Origin of the sequence: Profundibacterium mesophilum KAUST100406-0324, assembly GCF_009835145.1 — a bacterium.
Taxonomy (GTDB): domain Bacteria; phylum Pseudomonadota; class Alphaproteobacteria; order Rhodobacterales; family Rhodobacteraceae; genus Profundibacterium; species Profundibacterium mesophilum.
Map to the genome: position 1 here is coordinate 109,529 of NZ_APKE01000007.1, position 25,208 is coordinate 134,736.

Annotated in this window: 24 protein-coding genes, 2 pseudogenes and 1 riboswitch; of the genes and pseudogenes, 14 read left to right on the plus strand and 12 right to left on the minus strand. The window is 67.7% G+C overall.

Going from position 1 to position 25,208, the window contains the following annotated elements:
• Positions 1-23 precede the first annotated feature (23 nt).
• The 4 genes from rpsD (at position 24) to PMES_RS02625 (ending at position 3,440) form a co-directional block, all read left to right on the plus strand.
• Positions 24-644 carry a 30S ribosomal protein S4 gene (rpsD, locus tag PMES_RS02610; protein WP_159963974.1) on the plus strand — a complete coding sequence of 207 codons (621 nt, stop codon included), beginning with the start codon at positions 24-26 and terminating at the stop codon, positions 642-644.
• Positions 645-808: 164 nt separating this feature from the next.
• Entirely contained in the window at positions 809-1,897 is a 1,089-nt protein-coding gene (hisC, locus tag PMES_RS02615) for a histidinol-phosphate transaminase (protein ID WP_159963975.1), read from the plus strand.
• On the plus strand, positions 1,894-2,826 hold the full coding sequence (locus PMES_RS02620) for a prephenate/arogenate dehydrogenase family protein (RefSeq protein WP_438943221.1): 933 nt from the start codon (positions 1,894-1,896) through the stop codon (positions 2,824-2,826). Before hisC ends, PMES_RS02620 begins: the two co-directional genes overlap by 4 nt.
• Positions 2,823-3,440 carry an extensin-like domain-containing protein gene (locus tag PMES_RS02625; RefSeq protein ID WP_159963977.1) on the plus strand — a complete coding sequence of 206 codons (618 nt, stop codon included), beginning with the start codon at positions 2,823-2,825 and terminating at the stop codon, positions 3,438-3,440. The genes PMES_RS02620 and PMES_RS02625 overlap by 4 nt, the downstream gene beginning before the upstream one ends.
• A 105-nt stretch (positions 3,441-3,545) precedes the next feature.
• Here PMES_RS02625 and PMES_RS02630 read toward each other — a convergent pair whose 3' ends face one another.
• Positions 3,546-5,444, minus strand: a complete 1,899-nt coding sequence (locus tag PMES_RS02630) for a propionyl-CoA synthetase (RefSeq protein WP_159963978.1) — start codon at positions 5,442-5,444, stop codon at positions 3,546-3,548.
• Positions 5,445-5,738: 294 nt separating this feature from the next.
• On the opposite strand from PMES_RS02630, the pseudogene PMES_RS02635 reads away from it, so the two are divergent.
• Positions 5,739-5,930, plus strand: a pseudogene (locus tag PMES_RS02635) (preQ(1) synthase); the annotation flags it as partial.
• Between the two features lie 37 nt (positions 5,931-5,967).
• On the opposite strand, the gene bluB reads toward PMES_RS02635, so the two are convergent.
• From bluB to PMES_RS02650, 3 genes are all read right to left on the minus strand, one after another.
• Positions 5,968-6,672: a 5,6-dimethylbenzimidazole synthase gene (bluB, locus tag PMES_RS02640; RefSeq protein ID WP_159963979.1), complete on the minus strand. Its 705-nt coding sequence runs from the start codon at positions 6,670-6,672 to the stop codon at positions 5,968-5,970.
• A gap of 45 nt (positions 6,673-6,717) precedes the next feature.
• A riboswitch (cobalamin riboswitch) is annotated at positions 6,718-6,893 on the minus strand.
• Between the two features lie 232 nt (positions 6,894-7,125).
• On the minus strand, positions 7,126-7,518 hold the full coding sequence (locus PMES_RS02645; RefSeq protein ID WP_159963980.1) for a hypothetical protein: 393 nt from the start codon (positions 7,516-7,518) through the stop codon (positions 7,126-7,128).
• Entirely contained in the window at positions 7,515-8,006 is a 492-nt protein-coding gene (locus tag PMES_RS02650) for a GNAT family N-acetyltransferase (protein ID WP_159963981.1), read from the minus strand. The genes PMES_RS02645 and PMES_RS02650 overlap by 4 nt, the downstream gene beginning before the upstream one ends.
• A gap of 458 nt (positions 8,007-8,464) precedes the next feature.
• Between PMES_RS02650 and PMES_RS02655 the strand changes: the two genes are divergently transcribed.
• The gene (locus tag PMES_RS02655) at positions 8,465-9,499 is read left to right on the plus strand and encodes a lysylphosphatidylglycerol synthase transmembrane domain-containing protein (RefSeq protein WP_159963982.1); all 1,035 of its coding nucleotides are present in this window, start codon (positions 8,465-8,467) and stop codon (positions 9,497-9,499) included.
• Between the two features lie 244 nt (positions 9,500-9,743).
• Here PMES_RS02655 and PMES_RS02660 read toward each other — a convergent pair whose 3' ends face one another.
• The 3 genes from PMES_RS02660 to PMES_RS02670 are packed head-to-tail and all read right to left on the minus strand — an operon-like array spanning position 9,744 to position 11,428.
• Positions 9,744-10,406: a transmembrane anchor protein gene (locus PMES_RS02660; protein WP_159963983.1), complete on the minus strand. Its 663-nt coding sequence runs from the start codon at positions 10,404-10,406 to the stop codon at positions 9,744-9,746.
• A gap of 17 nt (positions 10,407-10,423) precedes the next feature.
• On the minus strand, positions 10,424-11,152 hold the full coding sequence (locus PMES_RS02665) for a HupE/UreJ family protein (RefSeq protein WP_159963984.1): 729 nt from the start codon (positions 11,150-11,152) through the stop codon (positions 10,424-10,426).
• Positions 11,153-11,206: 54 nt separating this feature from the next.
• Entirely contained in the window at positions 11,207-11,428 is a 222-nt protein-coding gene (locus PMES_RS02670) for a hypothetical protein (protein ID WP_159963985.1), read from the minus strand.
• 213 nt (positions 11,429-11,641) lie between these two features.
• Here PMES_RS02670 and PMES_RS16650 point away from each other — a divergent pair.
• A pseudogene (locus PMES_RS16650) lies at positions 11,642-11,752 on the plus strand (metal-sensing transcriptional repressor); the annotation flags it as partial.
• A gap of 674 nt (positions 11,753-12,426) precedes the next feature.
• On the plus strand, positions 12,427-12,558 hold the full coding sequence (locus PMES_RS16830; protein ID WP_268892403.1) for a hypothetical protein: 132 nt from the start codon (positions 12,427-12,429) through the stop codon (positions 12,556-12,558).
• 193 nt (positions 12,559-12,751) lie between these two features.
• Here PMES_RS16830 and PMES_RS02680 read toward each other — a convergent pair whose 3' ends face one another.
• The 3 genes from PMES_RS02680 to PMES_RS02690 form a co-directional block, all read right to left on the minus strand.
• Complete coding sequence (locus tag PMES_RS02680; RefSeq protein WP_159963987.1) at positions 12,752-15,031, minus strand: NADP-dependent malic enzyme; 2,280 nt, start codon at positions 15,029-15,031, stop codon at positions 12,752-12,754.
• 221 nt (positions 15,032-15,252) lie between these two features.
• Positions 15,253-15,498: a DUF3072 domain-containing protein gene (locus tag PMES_RS02685; RefSeq protein ID WP_159963988.1), complete on the minus strand. Its 246-nt coding sequence runs from the start codon at positions 15,496-15,498 to the stop codon at positions 15,253-15,255.
• A 72-nt stretch (positions 15,499-15,570) separates the two neighbouring features.
• On the minus strand, positions 15,571-15,804 hold the full coding sequence (locus PMES_RS02690; protein WP_159963989.1) for a DUF3072 domain-containing protein: 234 nt from the start codon (positions 15,802-15,804) through the stop codon (positions 15,571-15,573).
• Between the two features lie 151 nt (positions 15,805-15,955).
• Here PMES_RS02690 and PMES_RS02695 point away from each other — a divergent pair, with 151 nt between their 5' ends.
• From PMES_RS02695 to PMES_RS02720, 6 genes are all read left to right on the plus strand, one after another.
• Entirely contained in the window at positions 15,956-16,348 is a 393-nt protein-coding gene (locus PMES_RS02695) for a cytidine deaminase (protein ID WP_159963990.1), read from the plus strand.
• A gap of 4 nt (positions 16,349-16,352) precedes the next feature.
• On the plus strand, positions 16,353-17,660 hold the full coding sequence (locus PMES_RS02700; protein ID WP_159963991.1) for a thymidine phosphorylase: 1,308 nt from the start codon (positions 16,353-16,355) through the stop codon (positions 17,658-17,660).
• A complete protein-coding gene (locus tag PMES_RS02705; protein ID WP_159963992.1) occupies positions 17,657-18,862 on the plus strand; it encodes a phosphopentomutase in 1,206 nt (401 codons plus the stop codon). The genes PMES_RS02700 and PMES_RS02705 overlap by 4 nt, the downstream gene beginning before the upstream one ends.
• On the plus strand, positions 18,862-19,848 hold the full coding sequence (locus PMES_RS02710) for an adenosine deaminase (RefSeq protein WP_159963993.1): 987 nt from the start codon (positions 18,862-18,864) through the stop codon (positions 19,846-19,848). Before PMES_RS02705 ends, PMES_RS02710 begins: the two co-directional genes overlap by 1 nt.
• A 166-nt stretch (positions 19,849-20,014) precedes the next feature.
• Entirely contained in the window at positions 20,015-20,653 is a 639-nt protein-coding gene (upp, locus tag PMES_RS02715; protein ID WP_159963994.1) for a uracil phosphoribosyltransferase, read from the plus strand.
• A gap of 90 nt (positions 20,654-20,743) precedes the next feature.
• Positions 20,744-22,246 (plus strand): SPOR domain-containing protein, encoded by a 1,503-nt coding sequence (locus tag PMES_RS02720; RefSeq protein WP_159963995.1) that lies wholly within the window; start codon positions 20,744-20,746, stop codon positions 22,244-22,246.
• A gap of 72 nt (positions 22,247-22,318) precedes the next feature.
• Here the strand turns inward: PMES_RS02720 and PMES_RS02725 are convergent, their stop codons facing one another.
• Together PMES_RS02725 and PMES_RS02730 are read right to left on the minus strand one after the other, a co-directional pair.
• Positions 22,319-23,344 carry a hypothetical protein gene (locus PMES_RS02725; RefSeq protein ID WP_159963996.1) on the minus strand — a complete coding sequence of 342 codons (1,026 nt, stop codon included), beginning with the start codon at positions 23,342-23,344 and terminating at the stop codon, positions 22,319-22,321.
• A gap of 111 nt (positions 23,345-23,455) precedes the next feature.
• Entirely contained in the window at positions 23,456-25,081 is a 1,626-nt protein-coding gene (locus tag PMES_RS02730) for an AMP-binding protein (protein ID WP_159963997.1), read from the minus strand.
• Positions 25,082-25,208 lie beyond the last annotated feature (127 nt).

A 25,208-nucleotide genomic window follows, 5' to 3' on the forward strand; every position in this document is an offset into this window, starting at 1 on the left:
ACAATGACGAAGGAGATCAGACGGTGACCAAACGCACCTCTGCCAAGTACAAGATCGACCGCCGCATGGGCGAGAACATCTGGGGACGTCCGAAATCCCCGGTGAACCGCCGCGAATACGGCCCCGGCCAGCACGGTCAGCGCCGCAAGGGCAAGCTTTCGGATTTCGGCCTGCAGCTTCGCGCCAAGCAGAAGCTCAAGGGCCATTACGGCGATCTGACCGAAAAGCAGTTCCGCCGCATCTTCACCGAGGCCGAGCGCGTCAAGGGTGACACCGGCGAGAACCTGATCGGCCTGCTCGAGCGCCGTCTGGACGCCGTCGTCTACCGCGCCAAGTTCGTGCCGACCGTCTTCGCCGCGCGCCAGTTCGTGAACCACGGCCATGTCACGGTGAACGGCAAGCGCGTCAACATCCCCTCCTACCGGGTCAAGGAAGGCGATGTCATCGCCGTGCGCGACAAGTCCAAGCAGCTGGCCATCGTGCTGGAAGCCGTCGGCCTCGCCGAGCGTGACACCCCCGACTATCTCGAGGTGGACCACTCCAAGATGACCGCGACCTTCACCCGCATTCCGGGCCTGGGCGATGTGCCCTTCGCGGTCCAGATGGAGCCGAACCTGGTCATCGAATACTACGCCCAGAACTGATCCGAAGGCGTATGCGATTGCGGGGTCGTCCTTTGGGGCGGCCCTTTTTCGTGCCGAAGGGCAACAGTCGTCCCGCGGGGGCGGGCGCCGCGCCCCCGGGCGCGCCGTTGCCGCTGGTCACGACGGGCGGCGCTGTTTAAGAGGGACCCGTTCAGGGGGATACCATGACGCAGTCGATCGAGCCGAGATCGGGAATTCTGGAAATCGCGCCCTATCAGGGCGGGGCGAGCCATGCCGAGGGCGTGGCCGAGGTCGTGAAGCTGAGTTCGAACGAGAACCCGCATGGCGCGCCCGAGGCGGCGCGAGAGGCGCTGCGCCGCACGGCCCATCTCATCCACCGTTATCCCTCGACCGATCACGGCGAGCTGCGCCGGGCGATCGGCGAGGTTCAAGGCCTCGATGCCGAGCGGATCATCTGCGGCGCGGGCTCGGACGAGATCATCTCGATGCTGTGCATGGCCTATACCGGCCCCGGCACCGAGGTGATCCATACCGAGCACGGCTTCGCGATGTACCGCATCAGCACGCTCGCCGCAGGCGCCGTGCCGGTCGAGGTTCCCGAGCATCGCAGGACGGTCGATATCGAGGCGATCCTCGAGGCATGCAACTTCCGCACCCGCCTGGTCTTCATCGCCAATCCCGCCAATCCGACGGGAACGATGATCGACATGCAGACGATCGAGCAGCTCGCCGACAGGCTGCCGCCCCATGTCCTCCTGGTGCTCGACGGCGCCTATGCCGAATATGCCGAAGGGTATGATGGGGGCGCGCGGCTCGCGGGGAGCTGGCCGAATGTCTTCATGACGCGGACCTTCTCCAAGATCTACGGTCTCGGGGGGCTGCGCGTCGGCTGGGGATACGGGCCGGCCGCGGTGATCGACGTGCTGAACCGGGTGCGCGGACCCTTCAACCTCGGCGATCCGCAGCTGCGCGCGGCGGAGGCCGCGATGCGCGATACCGGCTTCGTGCAGCGCTGCCGGGCGGAGAACGCGCGGATGCGTGACTGGCTCGCGCATGGCCTGGCGCAGCAGGGTGTCCCCTCCGATCCCTCCCATGCAAATTTCGTGCTGGCGCGCTTTGCCTCGCCGCAGGAAGCGGATGCCTGCGAGGCGCATCTGCGGGCCGACGGCCTGCTGGTGCGCAAGGTCGGCGGATACAAGCTTCCCGACTGCCTGCGCATCACGGTGGGCGACGAGGCGTCATGCCGCCGCGTGGTGCATTCGGTCGCAAGGTTCAAGGCCTCGGCCCCGTGAGCGTCCTCTACAAGCGCGTGGCGCTGATCGGCCTCGGCCTCATCGCGGGCTCCATGTCGCACGCGATGAGGCGCGCGGGACTTGCGAAAGAGGTCGTGGGCACCGCGCGCTCGGCCGCCACCCGGGCCGAGGCACGCGAGATCGGTCTGTGCGACCGGATCGTGGAGACGGCCGCCGAAGCGGTGCAGGGGGCCGATCTGGTGGTCATCGCGACCCCCGTCGGGGTGATGGGCGCGGTCGCCGCGCAGATCGCGCCGCATCTCGCCCCCGGCGCGACCCTCACCGATGTCGGCTCCGTCAAGCGCCGGGTCATCGACGAGATCGCGCCGCATGTGCCGCCGGGAGTTCATTTCGTTCCGGGCCATCCGCTTGCCGGCACCGAGCATAGCGGACCGAACTCGGGCTTTGCCGAGCTTTTCGAGAATCGCTGGTGCCTGCTGATCGCCGATGAGCGGACGGATGCGGCGGCGCTGTCGCGCCTGTCGCGCCTGTGGCAGGGGATGGGGGCACGCACCGAGGTGATGGATGCCGATCACCACGATCTCGTGCTCGCCGTGACCAGCCACACGCCCCATCTCATCGCCTATACCATGGTCGGTGTGGCCGACGATCTGGGCCGTGTGACCGACAGCGAGGTCATCAAGTATTCGGCGGCCGGCTTCCGGGACTTCACCCGCATCGCCGCTTCCGATCCGACCATGTGGCGCGACGTCTTCCTGACGAACAGGGAGGCGACGCTCGAGATCCTCGGCCGTTTCACCGAAGAGCTCTTCGCGCTGCAACGGGCGATCCGGACCGGCGACGGGGATCACCTGTTCGACTATTTCACCCGCACGAGGGCCATCAGGCGTGGCATCATCGAGGCGGGACAGGACACGGCCGCTCCCGATTTCGGACGCGGCGCGGCACGGAAGGAGACCGGCACATGAGCGTTTCTGCCTGGCGCGCGAGGGGGCTTGCCCTGATCGCGGGAGCCGCCGTCGCGGGATGCGGCGGCGATGACGACGTGGTCTCGCGCAGGGGCGGGCTGTGCGGTATGCCTTCCCTCGCGGGCAGCGTCCTGCCGGCCGTCAGCAGCCCGGTCGATGGCTGCGGGATCGAGGCGCCGGTGCGCGTCGAGGCCGTCGGCGGCGTCGCGCTCAGCCCGTCCGCCGTTCTCGACTGCTCGGCGGCCGAAGCGCTCGCCACATGGGTCAAGACGGGGCTCAAACCGGCCGTGGGCCGGCGCGGCGGGGGGGTCTCCTCGATCCGCGTCGCCGCCGATTACGCCTGCAGGACGCGCAATTCGCGCGCCGGCGCGAAGATCTCCGAGCACGGCCGCGGCCGCGCCATCGACATCTCGGCGCTGCTGCTCAAGGACGGCACGCGCATCGATGTCGAGCAGGGATGGGGCGAACGGCGCGACGGGGCACTTCTGCGCCGTCTGCACGGTGCGGCCTGCGGCCCCTTCGGCACGGTGCTGGGCCCCGATTCCGACGTCTATCACCGCGACCATTTTCACTTCGACAGCGCCAGCTACAGCATGGGCAGCTACTGCCGCTGACCGCTCGCGCGGCGGATCGCGGGGTCTGTGCCGCAGGCACGAAGGGGGCGGCCCCGCTTCCGGGTGACCGCCCCCTGGCTTGCGATGAGCGCGCCGCTCCGCGGTTCAGCCGCCGCTTGCCGGATGGCCGGCCTTCGCGAGGGCCTCGCGGATTTCGTCCAGAATGGCCGGATCGTCGATCGTCGCGGGTGCCTTGACCGTCTCGCCATCGGCCAGCTTGACCATCGTGGCACGCAGGATCTTGCCCGAGCGCGTCTTGGGAAGGCGATCGACGACGAGGACCGTCTTGAACGCCGCGACCGGCCCGATCCGGTCGCGCACCATGGCCACGCATTCGCGCGCGACCGTCTCATGCGCCTTGTTCACCCCCTTGGTCAAACAGACGAGCCCGATCGGGAGCTGACCCTTCAGCGCGTCGGCGGCGCCGATCACCGCGCATTCCGCAACATCGGGATGGTCCGAAAGGACCTCCTCCATCAGCCCGGTCGAGAGCCTGTGGCCCGCGACATTGATCACGTCATCGGTGCGCGCCATGATCCACAGGTAGTTGTCTTTATCGACATAGCCGGCATCGCCGGTCTCGTAATAGCCCGGGAACCGCTCAAGATAGGCCTTGCGGAACCGCCCTTCGGCATTCCACAGCGTCGGCAGGGTGCCGGGCGGCAGCGGCAGCTTGATCGCGATGGCGCCGAGCGCGCCGGTCTCCATCTCGCGGCCATCCTCGCCCAGGATGCGGATGTCGAAGCCGGGAAGGGCGACCGTCGGAGACCCGATCTTCACCGGAAGCGCCTCGATGCCGGCGGGGTTGCCGATCATCGGGAAGCCGCTCTCGGTCTGCCACCAGTGGTCGTAGACGGGCACGCCCATGACGCGCTGCGCCCATTCGATCGTGTCCGGATCGGCGCGCTCCCCGGCGAGATAGAGCGCGCGCAGGCGCGAGATGTCGTAGCCTTCGAGCGCCTCGGCCTTGGGGTCCTCGCGCTTGATCGCCCTGAACGCGGTGGGCGCGGTGAAGAAGCTGCGCACGTCATGCTCGTCGATGACGCGCCAGAAGGTGCCGGCATCGGGCGTGCCGACCGGCTTGCCCTCGAACATCACGCTGGTGTTGCCATGCACCAGCGGGCCGTAGACGATATAGCTGTGCCCCACGACCCAGCCGACATCGGAGGCCGCCCAGAAGACCTCGCCCGGCTCCACGTCGTAGACGTTCTTCATCGTCCAGTGGAGCGCGACGAGATGGCCCCCGGTATGGCGCACCACGCCCTTGGGTTGCCCCGTCGTGCCGGAGGTATAGAGCACGTAGACCGGGTGGTTGCCCTCGACGGGAAGGCAGTCGGCGGGCTCGGCGCCCTCCTGGAACGCCTCCCATTCGTGATCGCGCCCTTCCACGAGATCGGCTGTCCCCTGCGAGCGCTGCAGGATGACGCAGAAATCGGGCTTGTGCGCGGCCATCTCGATGGCACCGTCGAGCAGGGGCTTGTAGGCGACGATGCGTCCCGGCTCGATGCCGCAGGAGCCGGCGATGATCGCCTTGGGCGCGGCATCGTCGATCCGCGTGGCAAGCTCGTTGGCGGCGAAACCGCCGAAGACGACCGAATGGATCGCGCCGATCCGGGTGCAGGCGAGCATGGCGATCATCGCCTCGGGCACCATCGGCATGTAGATGATGACCCGGTCGCCCTTGCCGATGCCCTGCCGCGCGAGCGCCCCGGCAAAGCGCGCGGTGCGCTCGGTCATCTCGGCAAAGGTGAAACTGGTTTTCGTGCCGGTGACGGGGCTGTCGTAGATCAGCGCCTTCTGCTCGCCGCGCCCGTTCTCCACGTGGCGGTCGAGCGCGTTGTAGCAGGTGTTGGTCAGCCCGTCGGAGAACCACTCGTAAAGCGGGGCATTCTCGTCGAAAAGCGCCCTTGAAGGGAATCGCTCCCAATGGATGGATTTCGCCTGCTCCATCCACCACCCTTCGGGGTCCGTCTTCCAGCTCTCGTACACGTCGCTGTAGGTCATGCCGTCCTCTCCCTTGCTCCGCTTCCTGTAAAGCGAACCGGCGCGGCTTGGGCAAGCGGCAGTCCGCTAACAGCGCGGCGGGCGAGATGTTTGGATGCCCGCATATCGGTGTGGTGAGCTTCGGCACCGCCATGACCTGCCGCCCCCGAGGGCATCATCAACCTACGCGCGTTACGCATCGCGCGAGCGGGTTCGGCACATCGCCGATCCGCTCGATGGAGCGAAGCCGCCCCCGCCGGCGGCGGGAAGATTACCCGGCACCGGGCCGGAATATGATGCGCGGTCTTTCGAGGTGGCAGCTTTCACGAAGGCTGCACACTCCCGATCGCGCGCCGCTTGGCACATTTTCTTGGGCCTCAATGGTCGCGGATCGGCGGCGATCGGTATCCGCGCGGCGTTATCCCGATCGACGTTATTTGACAGACCGGACCCATGCTTGAGGGAGTCTGGCTTTCAGATCAGGGCGTGCCGCCCCATCGCGGCCGCGCTTGGGAAGAAGGTCGAAGTGGCCGCCCGCCGAGGATCACTCTGTACTTTCCACAGTTGCCTGTCCCGTCCAGGCGTCCTCCATGATCAGGCTGTCCAGATCAAGACGCGAACGCCATCCCTTCGTGGCGAGTTCGGGTTGGGAATGAAGTTCGGAGACATATCCCAAGCAAAGGTATGCGACGATCTCGACATGGCTTGGCATATTCAGCAGACGGCGCAAATCTCCCGTCCGGAAGATGCTGACCCAGCCGACGCCGATCCCCTCTGCACGAGCCGCCAGCCACAGGTTCTGAACGGCGCAGACGGTGGAGTAGATATCCATGTCCTTGTTATGAGTCCGTCCCAGGATGACCTCGCCGCCCCGTGCCCGGTCGCAAGTGACGGCGATATTCAGGGGCGCCTTGGCAATCCCTTCCAGTTTCAGTGAACGATAGAGTGCTTGCCTTTCCGAAGGAAACATCGATGCAGCCTCTTCGTTCGCCTCGGAAAACGCTTTGCAGATGACCTTTCGTTTCTCCTCGTCGCGGATCAGGATAAAATTCCATGGTTGCATGAAGCCGACTGACGGCGCCGCGTGGGCGGCTTCCAGGACGCGCCGTAGCGCATCGGGGTCGATCGGATCGGGCAGGAATTCATTCCGGACGTCGCGGCGCGCGGCAATGATATCGTAGAGGGCCTGCTTTTCGGCGTCCGAGAAACTTCGCGCCGGAGTGGCTTGCTGGGCAGAAGAATGTGGCATGGTCAGCCTCCGCAAAAGACAGCGGACACGCGATTTCCAGCCGCGGGTCCATCATGTCATCAGGCCGGTCTTCTGGCTTGGAATCTCCCCGACCGAACGCCTTCCCGGACCTGTTCCAGTGGCGGTTGTTGGGTCAGTTCTCCTTACAGCGGCGGGCCCGCGCCGGACTCTTACCGGCTTCCCGATTCTCCCCTTGGGGCACCTGATCCTTTCCTTATCCTGCGACAAGGCGCGGCCCGCAAGTCGTCGGAACTCGGCCCTGCATCCCTGACCTGAGGCCCCGGGATCCAGTATGGCCCGGCGGATTGGCCAAAACGTCCACACCGCCGAACGAAGCTGCACGTTGCCGCGGAGGACAGTTCTAGGGAAGCTGCGCCGCGGCATCGGCTTGGACTTCCTACGTGCCTTCGCCGCGCCCTGCTCGACCGGCTGCTTCCGGCTTGGCGCAGGATTTCACACTGTCCTGAAACCGACCCCATCCGGGGACGAAGCTGCCGCTTCGCTGGTCCAGAAGCGCTCGATCATCTCGAGATCGGTCAGCTTGGGCATGCGCGGCAAGGTCCCGGTCCGCTTCGAAAGCTGGAGGCTCTCCGGGCAGGGATCATTTCCGTGGCTGCACCGCGAGAGCCACTCGAACCGCTGTTCCAGAATTACCGCAAAGATCTCCCGCCGGGATAAAGACGGGCCGTTGAGCGACCGGAACACGCGCAGCCATTGCCGGGTGGAAAGATCGAGCGCGCAAGCGCGGCGGACAGCATCCTTGTCATCCGGACCAGCCGCTCCTCCCGCATCGGGCAGGGACCCATTCAGGGCAGTCTGGCATGTTTCGCTGGTATTCCGGGTCATCGGTTTTCCCTCGATCGATGGCGCGGCGGCTTTGCCGGGTGCCCCGCCAGTGCCTTGGCGAAGTAGACCCGGTTCAATCCCATCTCGGTCGCGCGATGCGTCTCGCGATAGCCGAGGCGGGGATAGAGGGCCAGGTTCTCGGTCATCTTCTCGTTGGTATAGAGCGTGATTTCATCGTGGCCCGCTTCCTGCGCCATCCGCTCCGCATGGGCGATCAGCGCACGCCCGACGCCCTTACCACGTGACCGTCTTGAAACCGCGACATTGTCGAGACGCGCTCCACCGTTCAGCATCAGGATGACGAAACCGCAAATGCCGCCCGCGTCCTCCGCCACGTCGGTCACGCCGCGATCCACCATGGCAGCGTAGTCCTCGACGAGCGGGGCAGGTTTCCGGCCGATCTGCGAGACATAGGGCTCGTAGGCTTCCCTCGCGATGGCCTCGATAGCACCGACATCTTCGGGCGTCGCAAGGCGGAGGTTGGTCATGGCGTAGCCCCTATTTCCTGCCCTGCGACCGTTACAGAAGCCGTCCGCGCCGGCCGCGAAGATACCGCGACCCGCCGGCTGCGCGGATGCCTTGACGATCAGTAGGCCGCCGTTCCGGGATCGGCAACTTCGTCCCCGAAGCTGTCGCAAGCAATTTGGCGCGCCCCCTGCTTTTCTCGTGGATAACCGGGAAGCAATTCATGCCTTGCCGCCCGGTCCTTACGCCGACGTGGCGGGACCGGGCGGCAAGCCCCGGGATGTGCAGCCGGCGATGCCTTCGGCAACGGAGCGAATGAGGGCTGGATGATTCACATCACCTTGACGGATATGACCAAGCGCAGTGGACACGTCCCCGGACCCATGATTCACCATACCGATCTGTCGGGCAAGGGAGGTCGATAAACCGCGTGACACGGGATGATGTTCCGGCGACACCGAGAACTGTCGATGGGCTGGATATGCCGAAATCGAAGGGCGGATTGCTCAAACGCTGGCTGCCACCGGTCCTCGGGGGCGCCCTCGCGATATCGCTGATCTTCTGGCTCTACCGTGATCTCGACCTCGGCCGTTTCCTGAACGGGGTGGCGGAGGCGCGCACAGGTTGGATAGCGGTTCTCGTCGGGACGATCCTGCTCGAACAGGTGCTGAACGGCTGGAAGTGGAGGCAGATCCTTCATGACGTGAAACCCGTCCGCACGCTGCGGCTTACCGGTGCGCTGCTGGCCGGCTACGGTGCCAACGTGTTGGTGCCGCTAGGGATCAGCCCGCTTGTCCGGTCGTGGCTCATCGCGCGAATGGAAGGGTTGAAGATGGGCACCGTCCTGAGCACGACCATCATCGCCCGCTTCATCGACGGGGTGGTCTTCGCCCTTTTCGCCGGGCTGGTGGCGATGGCGGGGCAGGTCCCGATGATCGAAGGCGATCTGGAACTCGGGCTGGCCGTCGCGGGGGCGCTGAACTTTTTCCTGTTCGGCATGGCCCTTTGGGCGATGTATCGCTTTCGAGAGCTTTTCGCAGAGGAAGGTCCACTGATCTGCCGCCTGTTCGATTGGGTGGCGACGCGGTTCCGCGCCAATGGCGCTGCGCTGCGCCGGACGCTTTGCGCGGGCATTGTCTGGCCGAGGGGAGGTCTGCATCGCGGCTATGTCATCATTGCTGCCGTCGCGGCCAAGCTTGTCGCCTCCAGCCACTATCTTTGGGCGGGCCTGGCGGTAGGGGTAACGCTTGCACCTTTCGACTACCTTTTCCTCATGGTCTTTGCCGGTTTCTCGCTTGTGCTTTCGCGCTTCGTGCGGGTGCCGGGGGGCTTCGTCATAGGCTCGGCATTAGCGTTCGAGCTTCTGGGCGTGCCCGAAGAGCAGGCGCTCTTGATGATCCTTTTCAACTGGATGCTGTCGATCATCCTTGTTGTGGGTTTCGGACTGGTCGTGCTTTGGCAGTCGGGTCTCGACATTCGGCGGGCGCAGACGGAGGCGGCGAATGCCAACGCCTGAGGCAGCCCTCAGCGGCGCAATCAACTGAACTCGAAGCAGGCCTTGCACGTAGGAAAGCCTGAGGTCCGGTTGTCGCTCCATCGCGTTTCCCGAACGTGCGAACTTATGCGCATCATGGCGAAGATGGGTGCTTTCCTACCTTTTTGCCGCAAGGGCGCTATACCCAGCCTTTCATGTCCAGCATTTGAAAACGCGCTCGTAGGCCGCCGTTCGCCAAGAGACGGGCGAACGGCAGCTCTTGTTCTCAGCTGGCGTCCTTGAACTCGGCGTATTCGCCGCGCACCTGCACCGTGACCGTCACGTCGGAGGAGTCGCGGTTGCGCCAGAACCAGCCGTGTTCGCCGTCGAAGGCCGCAACGATCTCGCCCTCGGCACCGGTCGAACCGCGGCCCTTTTCATAGGTCACGGACTCGCCGCCCCCGTGGCCGTGCAGGTCGAAGTTCACCCGTGCGCCTTCGACGAGCATGCGGTATTCGGCCGTCTGTCCTTCTTCCATAACCAGCTTCCATTCGGCGGTATCGCCGGGGGTTAGGGTGAAGGTGATCTCGTCGCGCCATTCCTCGGCGGTCTCGGGTTCGGCGGTCTCCTGTGCATAGGCCGCGCCGACGAAGAGGCCGAGGATATCGTTTGCGAGAGTCGATTGCTCCTCCATGCCGAGCGCCTTCTGCCGCGCTTCCATCTCCATGAGACGATCGGCTTCCGCCTCGGCGGCGAGCTGGGTCTTGATCTCGCCCATTTCGGCCAGGCCGAGCACGCCGCCGATCCCGGTCGGGTCGATGTTGTATTCTGCCGGCAATACCACGGTGACGAGGATCACCACCGCGGCGCCGGCGGCGATCGCCGTGGAGCGGAGCAGTTGCCGGGAGGAGGGAAGCTCGTCGAGGCTGGGTTTCTGTGCGTTGAACATTTGGGTCTCCTATTGTCTCAGGCAGCTACGAAGTAGCCGGTGATCTGCAGGCCCATGAGGATGAACCCCATGGACATCATGACGACATTGGCGGTGTAGGCCCGGCGGAAGAAATTCGGGGACTTCCGCCAATAGCCCATGACGATGAGGATGATGGCGAGCGCCATCAACTGGCCGAGTTCGACGCCCACGTTGAACGCCAGGAGATTGGCCAGCAGTCCTTCGGACGCGATGTCGTAGTCGAGGATCTTGGTTGCCAGGCCCGTGCCGTGGAAGAAGCCGAAGATCAACGTGGCGGCCTTTGTATTGGGCTGGACGCCGAACCAGCGCTGGTAGGCGCCGAGGTTGTCGAGTGCCTTGTAGACGACCGAGAGGCCGATGATCGCGTCGATGACGTAGGCGTTGATGCCCCAGCCGAACCAGACGCCGAGCAGCATCGTGGTCGAGTGGCCGATGGCGAAGAGGCTCACGTAGATGCCGACGTCCTTCATCCGGTAGAGGAAGAACACGACGCCGAGCAGGAACAGGATATGGTCGTATCCGGTCACCATGTGCTTGGCGCCGAGATACATGAAGGGGACGATGTTCACCCCCCAGATTTCCTGGATGTAGCCGGCGTCGCCCGGCGTGACGTTGTGGGCAGCGGCGTGGCCCGCGCTGTAGGTGAGCGCGGCCAGCGTGAGGAAGGACAGGAGCAGTGTCCGGCGAATGCCGGGATCGCTCCAGCCCCCGTAGGGTATGGTCATGGATTGGTCTCCGAATCTGTCTTGATCGCTTGCATGTGCATGTCGGTGCAGCGATCAGACGCGCGGAGGTCTTTCGATCAGGCGAACCGGCCACGGACCCGAAGAAGTCATGTTCGCTCTCTGGAGGGTTCCGTAATCCGTGAGGGATACCACCTGCCGGATCGCCGCCAGGATTGCCGGGCTGTGGTCGTGATCGGCACTGTCGTGCCCGTGCCCGTGCATCGCCCAGGCCAGGTCTTCCTCCAGCCCGTGCGAATGGCCGTGCTCGTCGATCATCTCCGCGTGCTCCTGAAGCGTTTCGAAGATGGCGGGGGCGTGGGAGGTGGCCGGCATGAAGGACCAGACGACAAGCGCTACACACAGAAGCGCTGCAAGCGTGCGCCGGCAAGTGGTGGCAATCGATCGCATCGGTCCTGTCTGCCTCGTCTCGTGAGATGCGGCCCTGACCGGCCGTCTTGCCCTATCCCCCGGGGAGGATAGCGTCATGCTATGATGGACCCTCGCATTCACGCAACCCATCCGGCTCTCATTGCCCGGCTGAAACGTGCCGACGGGCACCTGCGCTCGGTCATCGCGATGCTCGAGGCCGGCAAGCCGTGCGGTTCGCACTGTCGCATCCATGCTGGTTGGTTTCCTATCCTCAGATCGGAGCGCCGGTGGCCCTTGCGGGTCTCGGGTAGCCGGCCGCGCTCGGCACCATCCCTCCCGCGAAGACGAAGGCAGATTGCCAGGCGGTTCTGGAAACAACGAGCATGGCCGCATCGCTGAAATCAATCAGCCTCCGGCGAACCCGGAGCGGCTCAGCGCGGGTCATCTTTTGCCGCCAGCGACCATGCACGGAATGGTGGATGCAAGGGCCCTTGGCGGCGCTATTCCCGACCGTCCACGGCCGGGATGTGGATATGCGCTTGGCCTGATGTCCGGTGCCGTGAAAGGTGCGGGCAGGGCGGTAGGGCACTTTGGTGCCGTTCAGTGTAGGCGCGATCTATCATTTTTCCGATCTCGATGACCCGGTCACTGTGGCCTCTTTCACCGCCAGGACCGCCAGGACCGCCGAGGGCACCGCCGGATTTGTGGCGGAGAAATTGGCGGAAGGTCGATGGACGCTCCCGTCCCGCTTTGCCGGCCTACCCGATACGCGGACACCCTCGAATGATGTGATGGGCGATTTTCGACATCGAGGGCGGAAATGGACGGGCAGGGCCGATTCCGATGCCTAGACTGAAGGGCAAGGAGCCGGCGCGGTGCCGGCCCTTCGACAAGGTCGCGTTGCCATGAGTGACAAGAACCCCAAGAAGAAGATGAAGGAAGCCAAACCGGCCCCCAAGCCAGAAGCCGCCCCCATGGGATCGGCCAAGGGCGGTGCCAAGACGAAGGAGGGCGCGAAGCCCGAGCGCAAGGGCTGAACGCGAACCGGCGCAGGCCGGATCGCAGGAGCAGGATCGGACCGGTGGAAAGGCCGGCAGGGGGCGGGCGCCGAGGGGTGGCCCGCCCCGATCGCGCCCGGCCATGTGTCCCCGCGCCAAGGGTATGGCGGCGGGCGCCGATACCCGCCATCCCTTGCCGCCCCCTTGCCGCCCCCGTGCCCCGAGGAGGGGCTCAGCCGTAATGGGCGACCGGGGTGCCCGCGAGCGCGCTCATGTTCAGAAGGCCGCGCGCGGTGATCGAGGAGGTCACGATATGGGCCCGGTTTCCCATGCCCATCAGGATCGGCCCGACCTCGAGCCCGCCGGCCTTCATCTTGAGAATGTTGCGCACGCCCGAGGCGGCATCGGTATTGGCGAAGACCAGGACATTCGCCACGCCGCTCATGCGCGAATTGGGATAAATCCGCTCCCGCAGCCCGGCATCGAGCGCCGCATCGGCATGCATCTCGCCCTCGTATTCGAAATCGAGCGCCTGCGCGTCGAGAATCGCCAGGGCATCGCGCATCCGGATCCCGGTATCGCAGTCGAGATTGCCGAATTGTGAATGCGAGCAAAGCGCGATCTTGGGGGCGATGCCGAAGCGGCGGACGTGCCGCGCCGCCCCGATCACCGTCTCCGCGATCTGGGCGGGCGTCGGGGTGGGATGCACCTGCGTATCGGCAACGAAGAGTGGCCCGTCCTCCAGGATCATCAGGCTGAGCGCGCCGACGGGATGCAGGGTGTCGGTGCCAAGGACCTGCTGGATATAGTTGAGGTGCCACAGGTATTGACCGAACGTGCCGCAGATCATGCTGTCGGCATCCTCGCGCAGGACCATCACCGAGCCGATCGCGGTGGTGTTGGTGCGCATGATCGCCTTGGCGAGATCCGGGGTCACGCCGCGGCGCTGCATTCGGGTGTGATAGGTCTGCCAGTAGTCGCGGTAGCGTGGATCGTTCTCGGGATTGACGATCTCGAAGTCGCGGCCCGGACGGATCGGCAACCCGGCCCGCTCGGCGCGCGCGTCGATGACCTCGGGCCGTCCGATCAGGATCGGCTTGTCGGTCGTCTCCTCCAGCATTGCGTTGGCCGCGCGCAGCACCCGCTCGTCCTCGCCCTCGGCGAAGACGATGCGGCGCGAGGCGGTGCCGGCGGCCTCGAAGACCGGGCGCATGATCATCGCCGACTTGAACACCGACCCGTCGAGCTTGCGCTTATAGGCGCCGAGATCGGCGATCGGGCGCAGCGCGACGCCGCTCTCCATTGCCGCCTTCGCCACGGCGCTCGCCACCACGCCCATCAGGCGCGGATCGAAGGGTTTGGGGATCAGATAGGTCGCGCCGAAGCTCATCTGCTCGCCCTGGTAGGCGGCGGCGGCCTCGGCGCTGGTGGTGGCGCGGGCCAGTGCCGCGATCCCCTCGATGCAGGCGATCTTCATCTGGTCGTTGATCTCGGTGGCGCCCACGTCGAGCGCGCCGCGGAAGATGAAGGGGAAGCACAGGACATTGTTGACCTGGTTGGGATAGTCCGAGCGCCCGGTGGCGATGATGGCGCCGGGGGCGACGCTGCGTGCGTCTTCGGGCTGGATCTCGGGATTGGGGTTGGCGAGCGCGAAGATGATCGGATCGCGGGCCATCCGGCCCACCATCTCGGGCGTCAGCACGCCGGGGCCGGACAGGCCGAGGAACATGTCGGCGCCATCGATCACATCGCCGAGGCTGCGCAGGTCGGAGGCTTGCGCGAAGGCGGCCTTCTGCGGGTTCATGTCCTCGGTCCGGCCCTCGTAGACCAGCCCGTTGATGTCGCACAGCCAGATATTCTCCCGCCGCACGCCCAGTTTCACCAGCATGTTGAGGCAGGCAATGCCTGCCGCGCCGCCGCCCGTCGAGACGATCTTGATGTCCTCGAAGCGCTTGCCGGCCACCCGCATCGCATTGGTCGCGGCTGCGCCGACAACGATGGCGGTGCCATGCTGGTCGTCGTGGAATACGGGGATGTTCATCCGCTCGCGGCAGATTTCCTCGACGATGAAGCAGTCCGGCGCCTTGATGTCCTCAAGGTTGATCGCGCCGAAAGTCGGCTCCAGCGCGCAGACGATCTCCGCCAGCTTCACGGGGTCGTTCTCGCTGAGCTCGATGTCGAAGCAGTCGATATTGGCGAATTTCTTGAACAGAACCGCCTTGCCTTCCATCACGGGCTTGGAGGCCAGACCGCCGATATTGCCCAGCCCCAGCACCGCCGTTCCGTTGCTGACCACGCCCACGAGATTGCCGCGGGTGGTGTAGTCACGCGCCGCATCCGGGTTGGCCTTGATCTCGAGACAGGCTTCCGCAACGCCCGGCGAATAGGCCCGGCTCAGATCGCGCCCGTTGGCAAGGGGCTTGGTGGCCCTGATCTCGAGCTTCCCGGGCTTGGGAAGGGCGTGATAATCCAGCGCCGCCTGGCGCAGGGCATCGGTGCGGTCGGTGCTCATGTGGCGTAATTCCTGCTCGGTCCGTTCGGCGCACCGTAACGCGCGCCGCCGTCCCGATACCAGCAGTATCCGCGAGCAGGCGCGGCGCGATAAAGGGTTCCGCGCCGCGCCGCCCGCAAGGGCCGCCCATGCGCTAGGGCACGGGCGCGCGGCTCAGGGCCCTCGAAGCCGCCGAATGCGCCCGCCCGGACCGCGACGTCAGCGGCAAAGAGGCGCCGCGGTCACGATGCGCCGCGCCCCGTCTTGCCTTGAAGCGCGTCGATCCGGTCGGAGGCCTCCGCCTTCGTCAGCTCGGGGTCGAATTTCTCGCCCGCCTCGGTGCAGAGCGTCTCGAGATAGCTGGCCTGGGCGCCGGTCATCGGCTCGTCGCCCGTCACCCAGTTCTCGGTCGGCTTCTCGGGGCTGCCCTGGATATTGCCCTCCTGGGCCTGCGCGGCGGTATCGGCGTCGTTCGCTTTGTCGGCCATGTCGGGGACTCCTCGGTTTGTTCTTTAAATGTTCCTTGTCTTGGCAACGTTCCGGCCGCCGCGGGGTTCCCTTCACCCCTCCCGCGCGGCCTTCATCGCCTCGATGCGCTCGTCCGCTTGCGCCGCCGTGAGACCGGGATCGAAATCCTCGCCGCGCTCCTGGCACAAGGCCCGCAGCTGGGCGGCCTGCTTGTCGCTCATCGGTGCGCCGGCTCCGCCGTCCCGCCCCGCCTCGTCCTCGGCGGCCGCGAAGCCCGCGGCGGGGGTGGGGGCGGCGGCGACCGGCTTGTCGGATGCCTTGCTCATGACGTGATCTCCTCGCTCTGGTCTGACGACGTGATCGATGCTGCATCAATGCGGGGCCGACGGCAGGGGTTCCGGCTTGCACGCGCCGCGCCGCCGCTCCACTCTGGGCCAGTCGCGCCAGATCCGCGCCCCGATCACACGGAGCCCGCCCATGACCCTCATCGCCGCCGCCGCCCGGACGCGCGAGCATGCCTACACGCCCTATTCGGGCTACAAGGTCGGCGCGGCCATCCGCTCCGTCGAGGGGCGGGTGCATACCGGGTGCAATGTCGAGAATGTCGCCTATCCCGAGGGCACCTGCGCGGAGGCGGGCGCAATCGCGGCGATGATCGCGGCGGGCGATACGCGCATCGCCGAAGCCGCGGTGATCGCCGATGCCGCCGAGCCGGTCCCGCCCTGCGGGGGCTGCCGCCAGAAGCTCGCCGAGTTCGCCGATCCCGATGTCGAGATCACTCTGGCCACGACGCGCGGCACAAGCCGGGTGGTGCGGGTTGGGGATCTTCTTCCCGGGGCCTTCGCGCCGCAGCACATGACGCGGGACTGACGCCATGGATGCGCGCAGCATCATCGGCGCGCTGCGCCGGGGCGAGACACCCTCCGCCGAGGCGCTCTCATGGTTCGCGCGGGGCCTTGCCAGCGGCAGGGTCAGCGATGCGCAGGCCGGCGCCTTCGCGATGGCCGTCTGCCTGAACGGGCTGGGATCGCAGGGCCGGATCGCCCTCACGATGGCAATGCGTGACAGCGGCGCGACCCTCGACTGGGACCTGCCGGGCCCGGTGCTCGACAAGCATTCGACCGGCGGGGTGGGCGATCCGGTCTCGCTGCTGCTGGCGCCGGCGCTGGCGGCATGCGGCGCCTTCGTTCCGATGATCTCGGGGCGCGGGCTCGGCCATACGGGCGGCACGCTCGACAAGCTCGAGGCGATCCCCGGATTGCGCAGCGAGATGGACGAGGCGGGCTTTCGCGCGGCGGTGGCGCAGGCCGGCTGCGCCATCGTGGCGGCGAGCGACGATCTCGCGCCGGCGGACCGGCGGCTCTACGCGGTGCGCGACATGACCGCGACGGTCGATCATGTGGACCTGATCACCGCCTCGATCCTCTCCAAGAAGCTGGCGGCGGGGCTCGGGGGATTGGTGCTCGATGTCAAGCTCGGCTCCGGCGCTTTCATGAAGACAGCCGGCGAGGCCCTCGCGCTGGCCGAGGCGCTGGTGGAGGCGGCGCGCGGCGCGGGCTGCCCCGCCGCCGCCCTCGTGACCGACATGAACCAGCCGCTGGCTCCTTGCGTGGGCAATGCCGTGGAAGTGGCGGCGGTGATGGAGGTGCTGACGGGCGAGACGCGGGGCGACGCCTTGCGCGGCGTGACCGCGGCGCTCGGCGGGCAGCTCCTCGCCCTTGGCAAGATCGCCGCCAGCCCGCCGGAGGGCGCGGAGCTGATCGAAGCGGCCATCGCCTCCGGCGCCGCGGCGGAGCGGTTCGGCCGGATGGTCGCGGCCATGGGCGGGCCGTCCGATTTCACGGAACGCTGGCGCGGGCGACTGCCCCAGGCCCCGATGCGCCGCGACGTTTTGGCCCTGGAGGACGGGCACGTGCAAAAGATCGACGGCACCGCGCTGGGCATGGCGGTGCTGCGCCTGGGCGGGGGGCGGATGCATGCCGGCGACGCAATCGAGCCTGCGGTCGGATTGTCCGGCATCGCAAGGCTCGGGACGCGGGTCTCACCCGGTGATCCGATGGCGGTGATCCATGCGGGAACGGAGGCGGAGGCCGATCACGCGGAGCGCGCCCTGCGCGCGGCCTTCACGCTGTCGCAGGAGCCCTGCGCGCCGCCGCCCGCCATCCACGAGTACCTGGCATGAGTGCCGCGGCGCAGGGGCGGGCCTTTCTCGTGGTGCTCGATTCGGTCGGGATCGGCGGCGCACCGGATGCGGCCGATTTCGGTGACGAGGGCGCCAACACGGTGGGCCATATCGCCCTTGCCTGCGCCGATGGACGGGCGGGGCGCGGGCCGCTCCGTCTGCCCAACCTGAGCGCCCTCGGGCTCGGCGCGGCGGTGGAGCTGGCTTCGGGGTTGCGCGCGCCGGGGCTCGGTCCCGCGCAAGGTGTGCGCTGGGGCGCGGCAACGGAGACCTCGCCCGGCAAGGACACCCCGACCGGCCATTGGGAGCTTGCCGGCGTTCCGGTTCCCTGGGACTGGACCGTATTCGAGAAGCGCGAGGACAGCTTTCCGCCCGATCTCGTGGCCCGCGCCGCGGCGCTCGCCGGTACCGATGGCATCCTTGGAAACCGTCATGCCTCGGGCACCAACATCATCGAGGAGGAGGGGGCCGAGCATATGCGCACTGGCTGGCCCATCTGCTATACCTCCACCGACAGCGTCTTCCAGATCGCGGCCCACGAGGAGCGGTTCGGACTGGACCGCCTGCTCGCGCTTTGCGCCGCGCTGGCGCCGGAGCTGCACGCGATGCGCGTGGGGCGGGTGATCGCGCGGCCCTTCACCGGCACCGCCGAGGGCGGTTTCGAGCGCACCGCGAACCGCAAGGATTTCGCCATCGCGCCGCCCGCGCCGACGCTGTGCGACCGGGCCCACGAGGCGGGGCGCGAGGTCAACGCGGTCGGCAAGATCGGCGACATCTTCTCGATGCGCGGGATCGACCGGGTGGACAAGGGCAGCGACCGCGCACTGCTCGCAGCGCTGGGCGAACGCATCGCCGATGCCGCACCCGGAAGCCTGACCTTCGCCAATTTCGTCGAGTTCGACAGTCTTTACGGCCATCGCCGCGATGTGGCGGGCTACGCCGCCCACCTGGAATGGTTCGATGCCGCCCTGCCGGCGCTGCTCGCGGAGCTCGGGGCGGGGGACATGCTGGTGATCACCGCCGATCACGGGAACGATCCGACCTGGCGGGGGACCGATCACACGCGCGAGCGCGTGCCGGTCCTGGTGCATGGGCCCGGCGCGCCGGACACGCATGTCGGTCACTGCACCTTCGTCGATGTCGCCGCGATGCTCGCCGGCCATCTCGGCCTGCCGCCCCGAAACGAGGAAGAAAAAGACTGATGGCCGCACCGGACCTGCCCAAGATCGAGCTGCATCTTCATATCGAGGGCGCCGCCCCGCCGGCCTTCATCCGCGGACTCGCCGCGGAGCAGGGCGTGGACCTGTCGGCGATCTTCACCGAAACGGGGGCCTACCGCTTCGCGGGCTTCGCCGATTTCCTGCGCGTCTACGAGGCGGCGACATCGGTGCTCAGGGGGCCTGCGGAATTCGCCCGCCTGACGCGGGCGGTGCTCGAGCAGAGCGCGCGCGAGGGGGTGATCTATACCGAGCTTTTCGTCTCTCCCGATTTTTGCGGGGGGCGCGACCTCGGCGCCTGGCGCGATTATCTTGGCGCCATCGACGAGGCGGCGCAGCAGATCGAGGCGCAGGGCGGGCCGATGATGCGCGTGATTGCAACGCCGATCCGCCATTTCGGCCCGGAGGCCGCGCGTGAGACGGCCCGGGTGGCGGCCGAGACCGCGGGCGCGCGTCTGACCGGCTTCGGGATCGGCGGCGACGAGAATGCCGGCGAGCTTGGGGATTTCGCTTGGGCCTTCGACTGCGCGCGGGAAGCGGGGCTCGGCCTGACCGCGCATGCCGGCGAATGGCGCGGCCCCTCCAGCATTCGCGATGCGCTGGCGCTGGGCTGCACGCGGATCGGGCATGGCGTGCGCGCCATCGAGGATCCGCGCCTGGTCGAGGACCTGGCCGAGAAGGAGATCACGCTCGAGATCTGCCCCGGCTCGAACGTGGCACTCGGGGTCTATCGCAGCCTGCGCGAGCACCCGGTCGAGCGGCTGCGCGCGGCGGGTGTGCCGGTCACCATCTCGACGGATGATCCGCCCTTCTTCCATACCGCGCTGCGCCAGGAATACGACCAGCTCGCCCATGTCTTCGGCTGGGATGAGGGGCTCTGCCTCGAGGTGAACGAGACGGCCGCGCGCGCGGCCTTTTGCGACGCGCCGACGCGCGAGGCGCTGCTCAAGGCGATCGCCGCCGCGCGCTGAACCCGCCGCCGGCGGGGCCGTGAGGCAAGGGGCGGGGCGCGGGGGGGCGGGTTGCCCATGCCGGGAGGGTGCGAATGGGTGCACTGGGGGCGGCCGGAGTTTCCTTTACCTCCCCGGCACCGCGGAGTAGCGAATGGCACAGGACATAGCCGAGAGGTGCGAAGAGATGAGCAAGCCCGAAAACCTTACCATCGTCGAGCACCCGCTGGTTCAGCACAAGCTGACATTGATGCGGGACAAGAACGCACCGACGGCCCTCTTCCGGCAGCTCCTGCGGGAAATCAGCCAGCTTCTCGCCTATGAGATCACCCGCGATCTTCCGGTCACCCACCGGCGCATCGACACGCCCGTGACCCGGATGGACGCGCCGGTGATCGACGGGCGCAAGCTGGCGCTGGTGTCGATCCTGCGGGCGGGCAACGGCCTGCTCGACGGCATGCTCGAGCTGATCCCCTCGGCGCGGGTCGGCTTCGTCGGGCTCTACCGCGACGAGAAGACGCTGCGCCCCGTGCAATACTACTTCAAGGTCCCCACCGAGCTTCGAAGCCGCCTCACGATCGCGGTCGATCCGATGCTCGCCACGGGCAACAGCTCGGTCGCGGCGATCGACCTTCTCAAGGAGGCCGGCGCGCGCGATATCAGGTTCCTGTGCCTGCTCGCGGCGCCCGAAGGCGTGGCCCGCATGCGCGAGGCGCATCCCGACGTGCCGATCGTGACCGCGGCGCTCGACGAGCGGCTCAACGAAAAGGGCTATATCGTTCCGGGGCTCGGGGATGCCGGCGACAGGATGTTCGGCACCAAGTAGGGCGGCGGGCCGGCCGCATCACGGGACTTTACCCATCACGGGCCTTCGGGCATGATTCGCGCAACCACGAAGATCAACGGGGATATCCGAATGAGACTGCGTCAGGGCACCGGTTGCCTGGTACTATTGCTGGCGGCCGGACTGGCCGCGCCCGTTGCGGGGCCCGCCGCGGCGCGCACGCTCCAGGAAGCCGAACAGCCCGCCGAATATCCGCCGGCAAGCTACACCGGAAGCCAATATGTCGACAGCCGCGGTTGCGTCTATATCAGGGCCGGCTTCGACGACGCGGTGACCTGGGTGCCGCGCGTCGACCGCCGGCGCCAGGTCCTGTGCGGGTTCACGCCAAGCGCCGCTGGCGGCACGGCCGTGACGACCGCCCCGGTGATCGGCGCCCCCGCCGGCACGGGCGGCGACCTGCGCATCGCCACCGATCCCGCACCCGCGCCGCGGATCGTGGTCCCCGGAGGCGTGGCCGCGCCCCAGACGGGTGCCGAGGCCCCGGGCGCACCCCGCGCCGCGCAAGGCGCCGCACCCCGCGTCAGTGCGAACATCCCGCGCCGGGTGGCGCCGGCGGGATCACCGCCGGGGGTCGACCTGGCACCCACGCCCCCGGCGCCCGGCATGGCGCGTGGCCGCGTCGTCGCGCAATCCTCGGATGCGCCCGTGCGCCTCGAGCGCGCCGCGCCGTCCACGAGGATCACCCCGGCCGAGCCGCCCAGGCGGATCGCCCGCGCCGCAGTGCCGGCCGCCATCGCGCCGGTCCGCGAGGCGGCGGTGTCTCCGGCCAGCGCCGCCGCGCCGCGCACGCCCCCCGCGAGCAAGACGCGGGCGCTTGCCCCCCGGCGCGTCGTCGGGCCCCGTCCCGGCGAGACGGTCCGCGTGACGCCGGCGGAGGCGCTGCGCGTGCCCGAGGGATACAAGCCCGCCTGGAGCGACGGGCGGCTCAACCCCGATCGCGGCAAGCAGACCTTCAGAGGTGCCTTGCAGACGGCGCTCGTCTGGACCCAGACGGTGCCGCGCAAGCTCGTCGATCCGCGCGGCCTCGATGTCACCGAGACATACAATTATCTCGTCTACCCCTACACGGATTACGCCAAGCAGAAGCGCGATCTCGCCGGCGGCCGCAAGGTGGTGGTGCGCACCTCCTCGGGGCGGATGATCGTGGATCGCGACCGGATCAGGGTCTCGCGCCAGTCCGGCAAGACGGTGCTCGTTCCCGATACCGGCGCCCGCTCGCCCGACCGGCCCGCCGGGCGCAACCGGGCGAGCGGCGGCAGCGCGCCGCAGATCGACCAATCGGCCGACAATCCGCAACTGCGCGCGGCTCCGCTCAGCCCGCGTATCGCCGCGGCCCCGGCGCCGTCCGGCGGTGGGCGTTTCGTGCAGGTCGGCGCCTTCGCCGTGCCGCAGAATGCGCACTCCACGGCGGCCCGCCTGATGAGCAAGGGCATCCCGGCGCGCATCGTATCCCAGCGGAGCGGCGGCCGGACACTCGACGTGGTGCTCGCGGGCCCCTTCAGGGAAGCGGCACCGCTGCGCAGCACGTTGGCGCTGGTGAAACGGTCGGGCTTCCCCGACGCCTTCGCCCGCTAAACCGGCCGGCGGCGGGGGGCGCGGCGAGCCGCCGGGCCCGTGCCCGCCGCCCCGGCCCCTCAGCCAGCCCTGTCAGCCGGCACAGATGCCCTGCAGCGCGACCCATTGGCGATCGGCGACGATCGGCTCGGCGGTTTCGGCATCGACCGGATCGCCTGCGCGCAGGACGGCCGCGAGCTTCCGGTCGCCAAGATCCTCCTCGAGAGCCCGCGCGTAGGGCGCCGCGCTGAGCCCCGCGCTGCGGAAACGGGCGAGCAGGCGTTCGGGATCGACGGGCTCGCGGATCTCGACTGCCAGCCGCTCGACATGGCGCCGCAGCACCTTGTCCTCGATCTGTCCGGTGGTGAGCATTCTGAAAGCGGTGACCGGGCCGGCCATGCGCAGCAGCCGCAAGAGCGGATCGTCGCTCGCCGCGCGCTCGCGTTCGGCGAGGATGAAGCCCGCGACCGTCTCCGGGCTGTCCTGGCGCTCGATGAGCGAGCGGTCGAGAACGATGAGCCCCCCGGGGAGATGTTCGGCCTGGCCCACGGCGCCGCCCATCACCACCAGCCGGCCCCCGCCCGGCCCGAGCACCCGGTCGGCCAGGTTCCTCAGGCTCTGCTGGGCTCCGCGCGCGCGGCAGGGCGTGCCGGAGGTCAGGGCGAGCTGCGTGAGCAGCCGCTCGCCGATATCCTTGCGCGCAGCCGGCGGAACCACGGAGGCGGTATGGCGGATCAGGGCATCCGGGAGCCAGAAGACGCCAAGCCCGAGCAGCAGCACGCTGGCGCCCGCCAGCAGGTTGTAGCGCAGGCGCCGCTTTTGCGGCCTGTGACGGGCCACCGCGTTGCGCACCGTCTCGATCGCCTCGATCATCGTCTCGTCGTCGATCTCGAGCGTTTCCTCGGCGTTGAAGCCGGGCGCGAAGAGGGCAGGGGAGATGCCGGGGTTCAGCCGCTCGATCGCGGGGAGGGACCAGTGGCCAAGGGCGTTCTCGGCATGGTCGTAGATCGCGAGGGTCGCCTCCCCGATCGAGACCAGCACCTCGCGCCGCGCAGTCAGCCGGCCCTCGCGCCACAGGCCCGCCGATTCCAACCTGTCATAGCCCGTCAACGCGGTCATCGATCTGCCTGCTGCCTCATGGCGTGTTGTCGCCTGTCCTCGCCCTCGGGCCGGCAGACGATAGGGCAAGGGAGCGCCGGGAGCAACGCGCCAGGCCACCCTGCGCGTCGATCACGATGCGCGTGCCGCCGCGCGCAGCTCGAATTTCTGGATCTTGCCGGTCGATGTCTTCGGAAGGGTGCCGAAGACGACCTTCTTGGGGCATTTGAACCCCGCGAGACGCGATTTGGCGAAGGCGATGAGTTCGGCCTCCGTGACCGTCTCGCCCTCCTTGATCTCGACGAAGGCGCAAGGCACTTCGCCCCATTTCTCGTCGGGCTTGGCCACGACGGCGCAGAGCGAGACGGCGGGGTGATACATCAGCGCGCCCTCCACCTCGACCGAGCTGACATTCTCGCCGCCGGAGATGATGATGTCCTTGGCCCTGTCGGCGATCTGGATATAGCCCGCGTCATGCAGAACGGCGATGTCGCCCGAATGGAAATAGCCGCCCTCGAAATCGCGCGCCGTGGCCTCGGGGGCCTTGAGATACCCCTTCATCACGCAATTCCCGCGCATCACCACCTCGCCCTGGCTGGTCCCGTCGCGAGGCACTTCGCGCATCTGCCGGTCCATCACCGTGACCTCTTCCATCATCGGCATCGCGACGCCCTGGCGGGCCTTCAGCGCGGCGCGCTCGGTGCCCTCGCTATCCTCCCAACCCGGCTGCCACAGGCATTCGGTGACATGGCCATAGGTCTCTGTCAGCCCGTAGACCTGCGTGACGTTGAAGCCGAGCTGTTCGATCCGCCCGAGTGTGGCCGCGGCGGGCGGCGCGCCGGCGGTGAAGATCTCGACAACGCGGTCGAGCGCGCGCCGCTCCTCCGGCCTGGCATTGACCAGCATGTTCAGCACGATGGGCGCGCCGCCGAGATAGCCCACGCCCTCATCGGCGATCGCGTCGTAGATCGCCTTGGCGGTGATGTCGCGGCAGCAGACGAGCGTGCCACCCAGCAGGGGCATCATCCATGTGTGGCACCAGCCGTTGCAGTGAAAGAGCGGCACGATCGTCAGGAAGCGCGGGTGCAGCACCATGCGCCAGCTGATCACCGTTCCCATCGTCATCAGGTAGGCGCCGCGATGCGAGTAGACGACGCCCTTGGGCCGCCCGGTGGTGCCGGAGGTGTAGTTGAGCGCGAGGCTCTCCCACTCGTCCTGCGGCATGATCCATTCGAACCCGGGATCGGCCCGGTCCATCAGGTCCCACAGGACCGGATGATCGCCGCTCGCGGAAAAGCCCGCTGCCTCGTCCGGCGCCTCGATCACGGTCGGTGCCGGCCCGTCGATCAGCGCGCAGGCCGCCCGCGCGAGATCGAGGAACTGGCTGTCGACGATCAGCACCTTCGCCTCGCCATGGCCCAGGATATAAGCGACTGTGTCGGCATCGAGGCGGATGTTGATCGTGTTGAGCACCGCGCCCGCGGCGGGGACCGCGAAATGCGCCATCGCCTGTGCCGGCACGTTGGGCAGCAGGGTCGCAACGACATCGCCCGGCTCGACCCCGAGGGCCGCGAGGGCACCGGCCATGCGGCCGACCGTGCCGTGATACTGCGCATAGCTCCAGCGTTGGGGCCCGTGCACCATCGCCTCGTGATCGGCGAAGACCTGGGCCGCCCGCCGCAGATGCGACAGCGGGCTCAGCGGCACGTGGTTCGCCGCGCAGCGCTCCAGTCCGGTCTCGTCCTTCATCCAGCCCATGCGCTCCTCCCCGGTGACATCCTTGCTTGCGTTCGGAGTATTGCGTAAGCGTTTCCTGGCCCGCACCTTCCCAATTCTCACCTGACCTGAGATTTCGCACCTGACGGAGATTAGGGCAGGAGTTTCG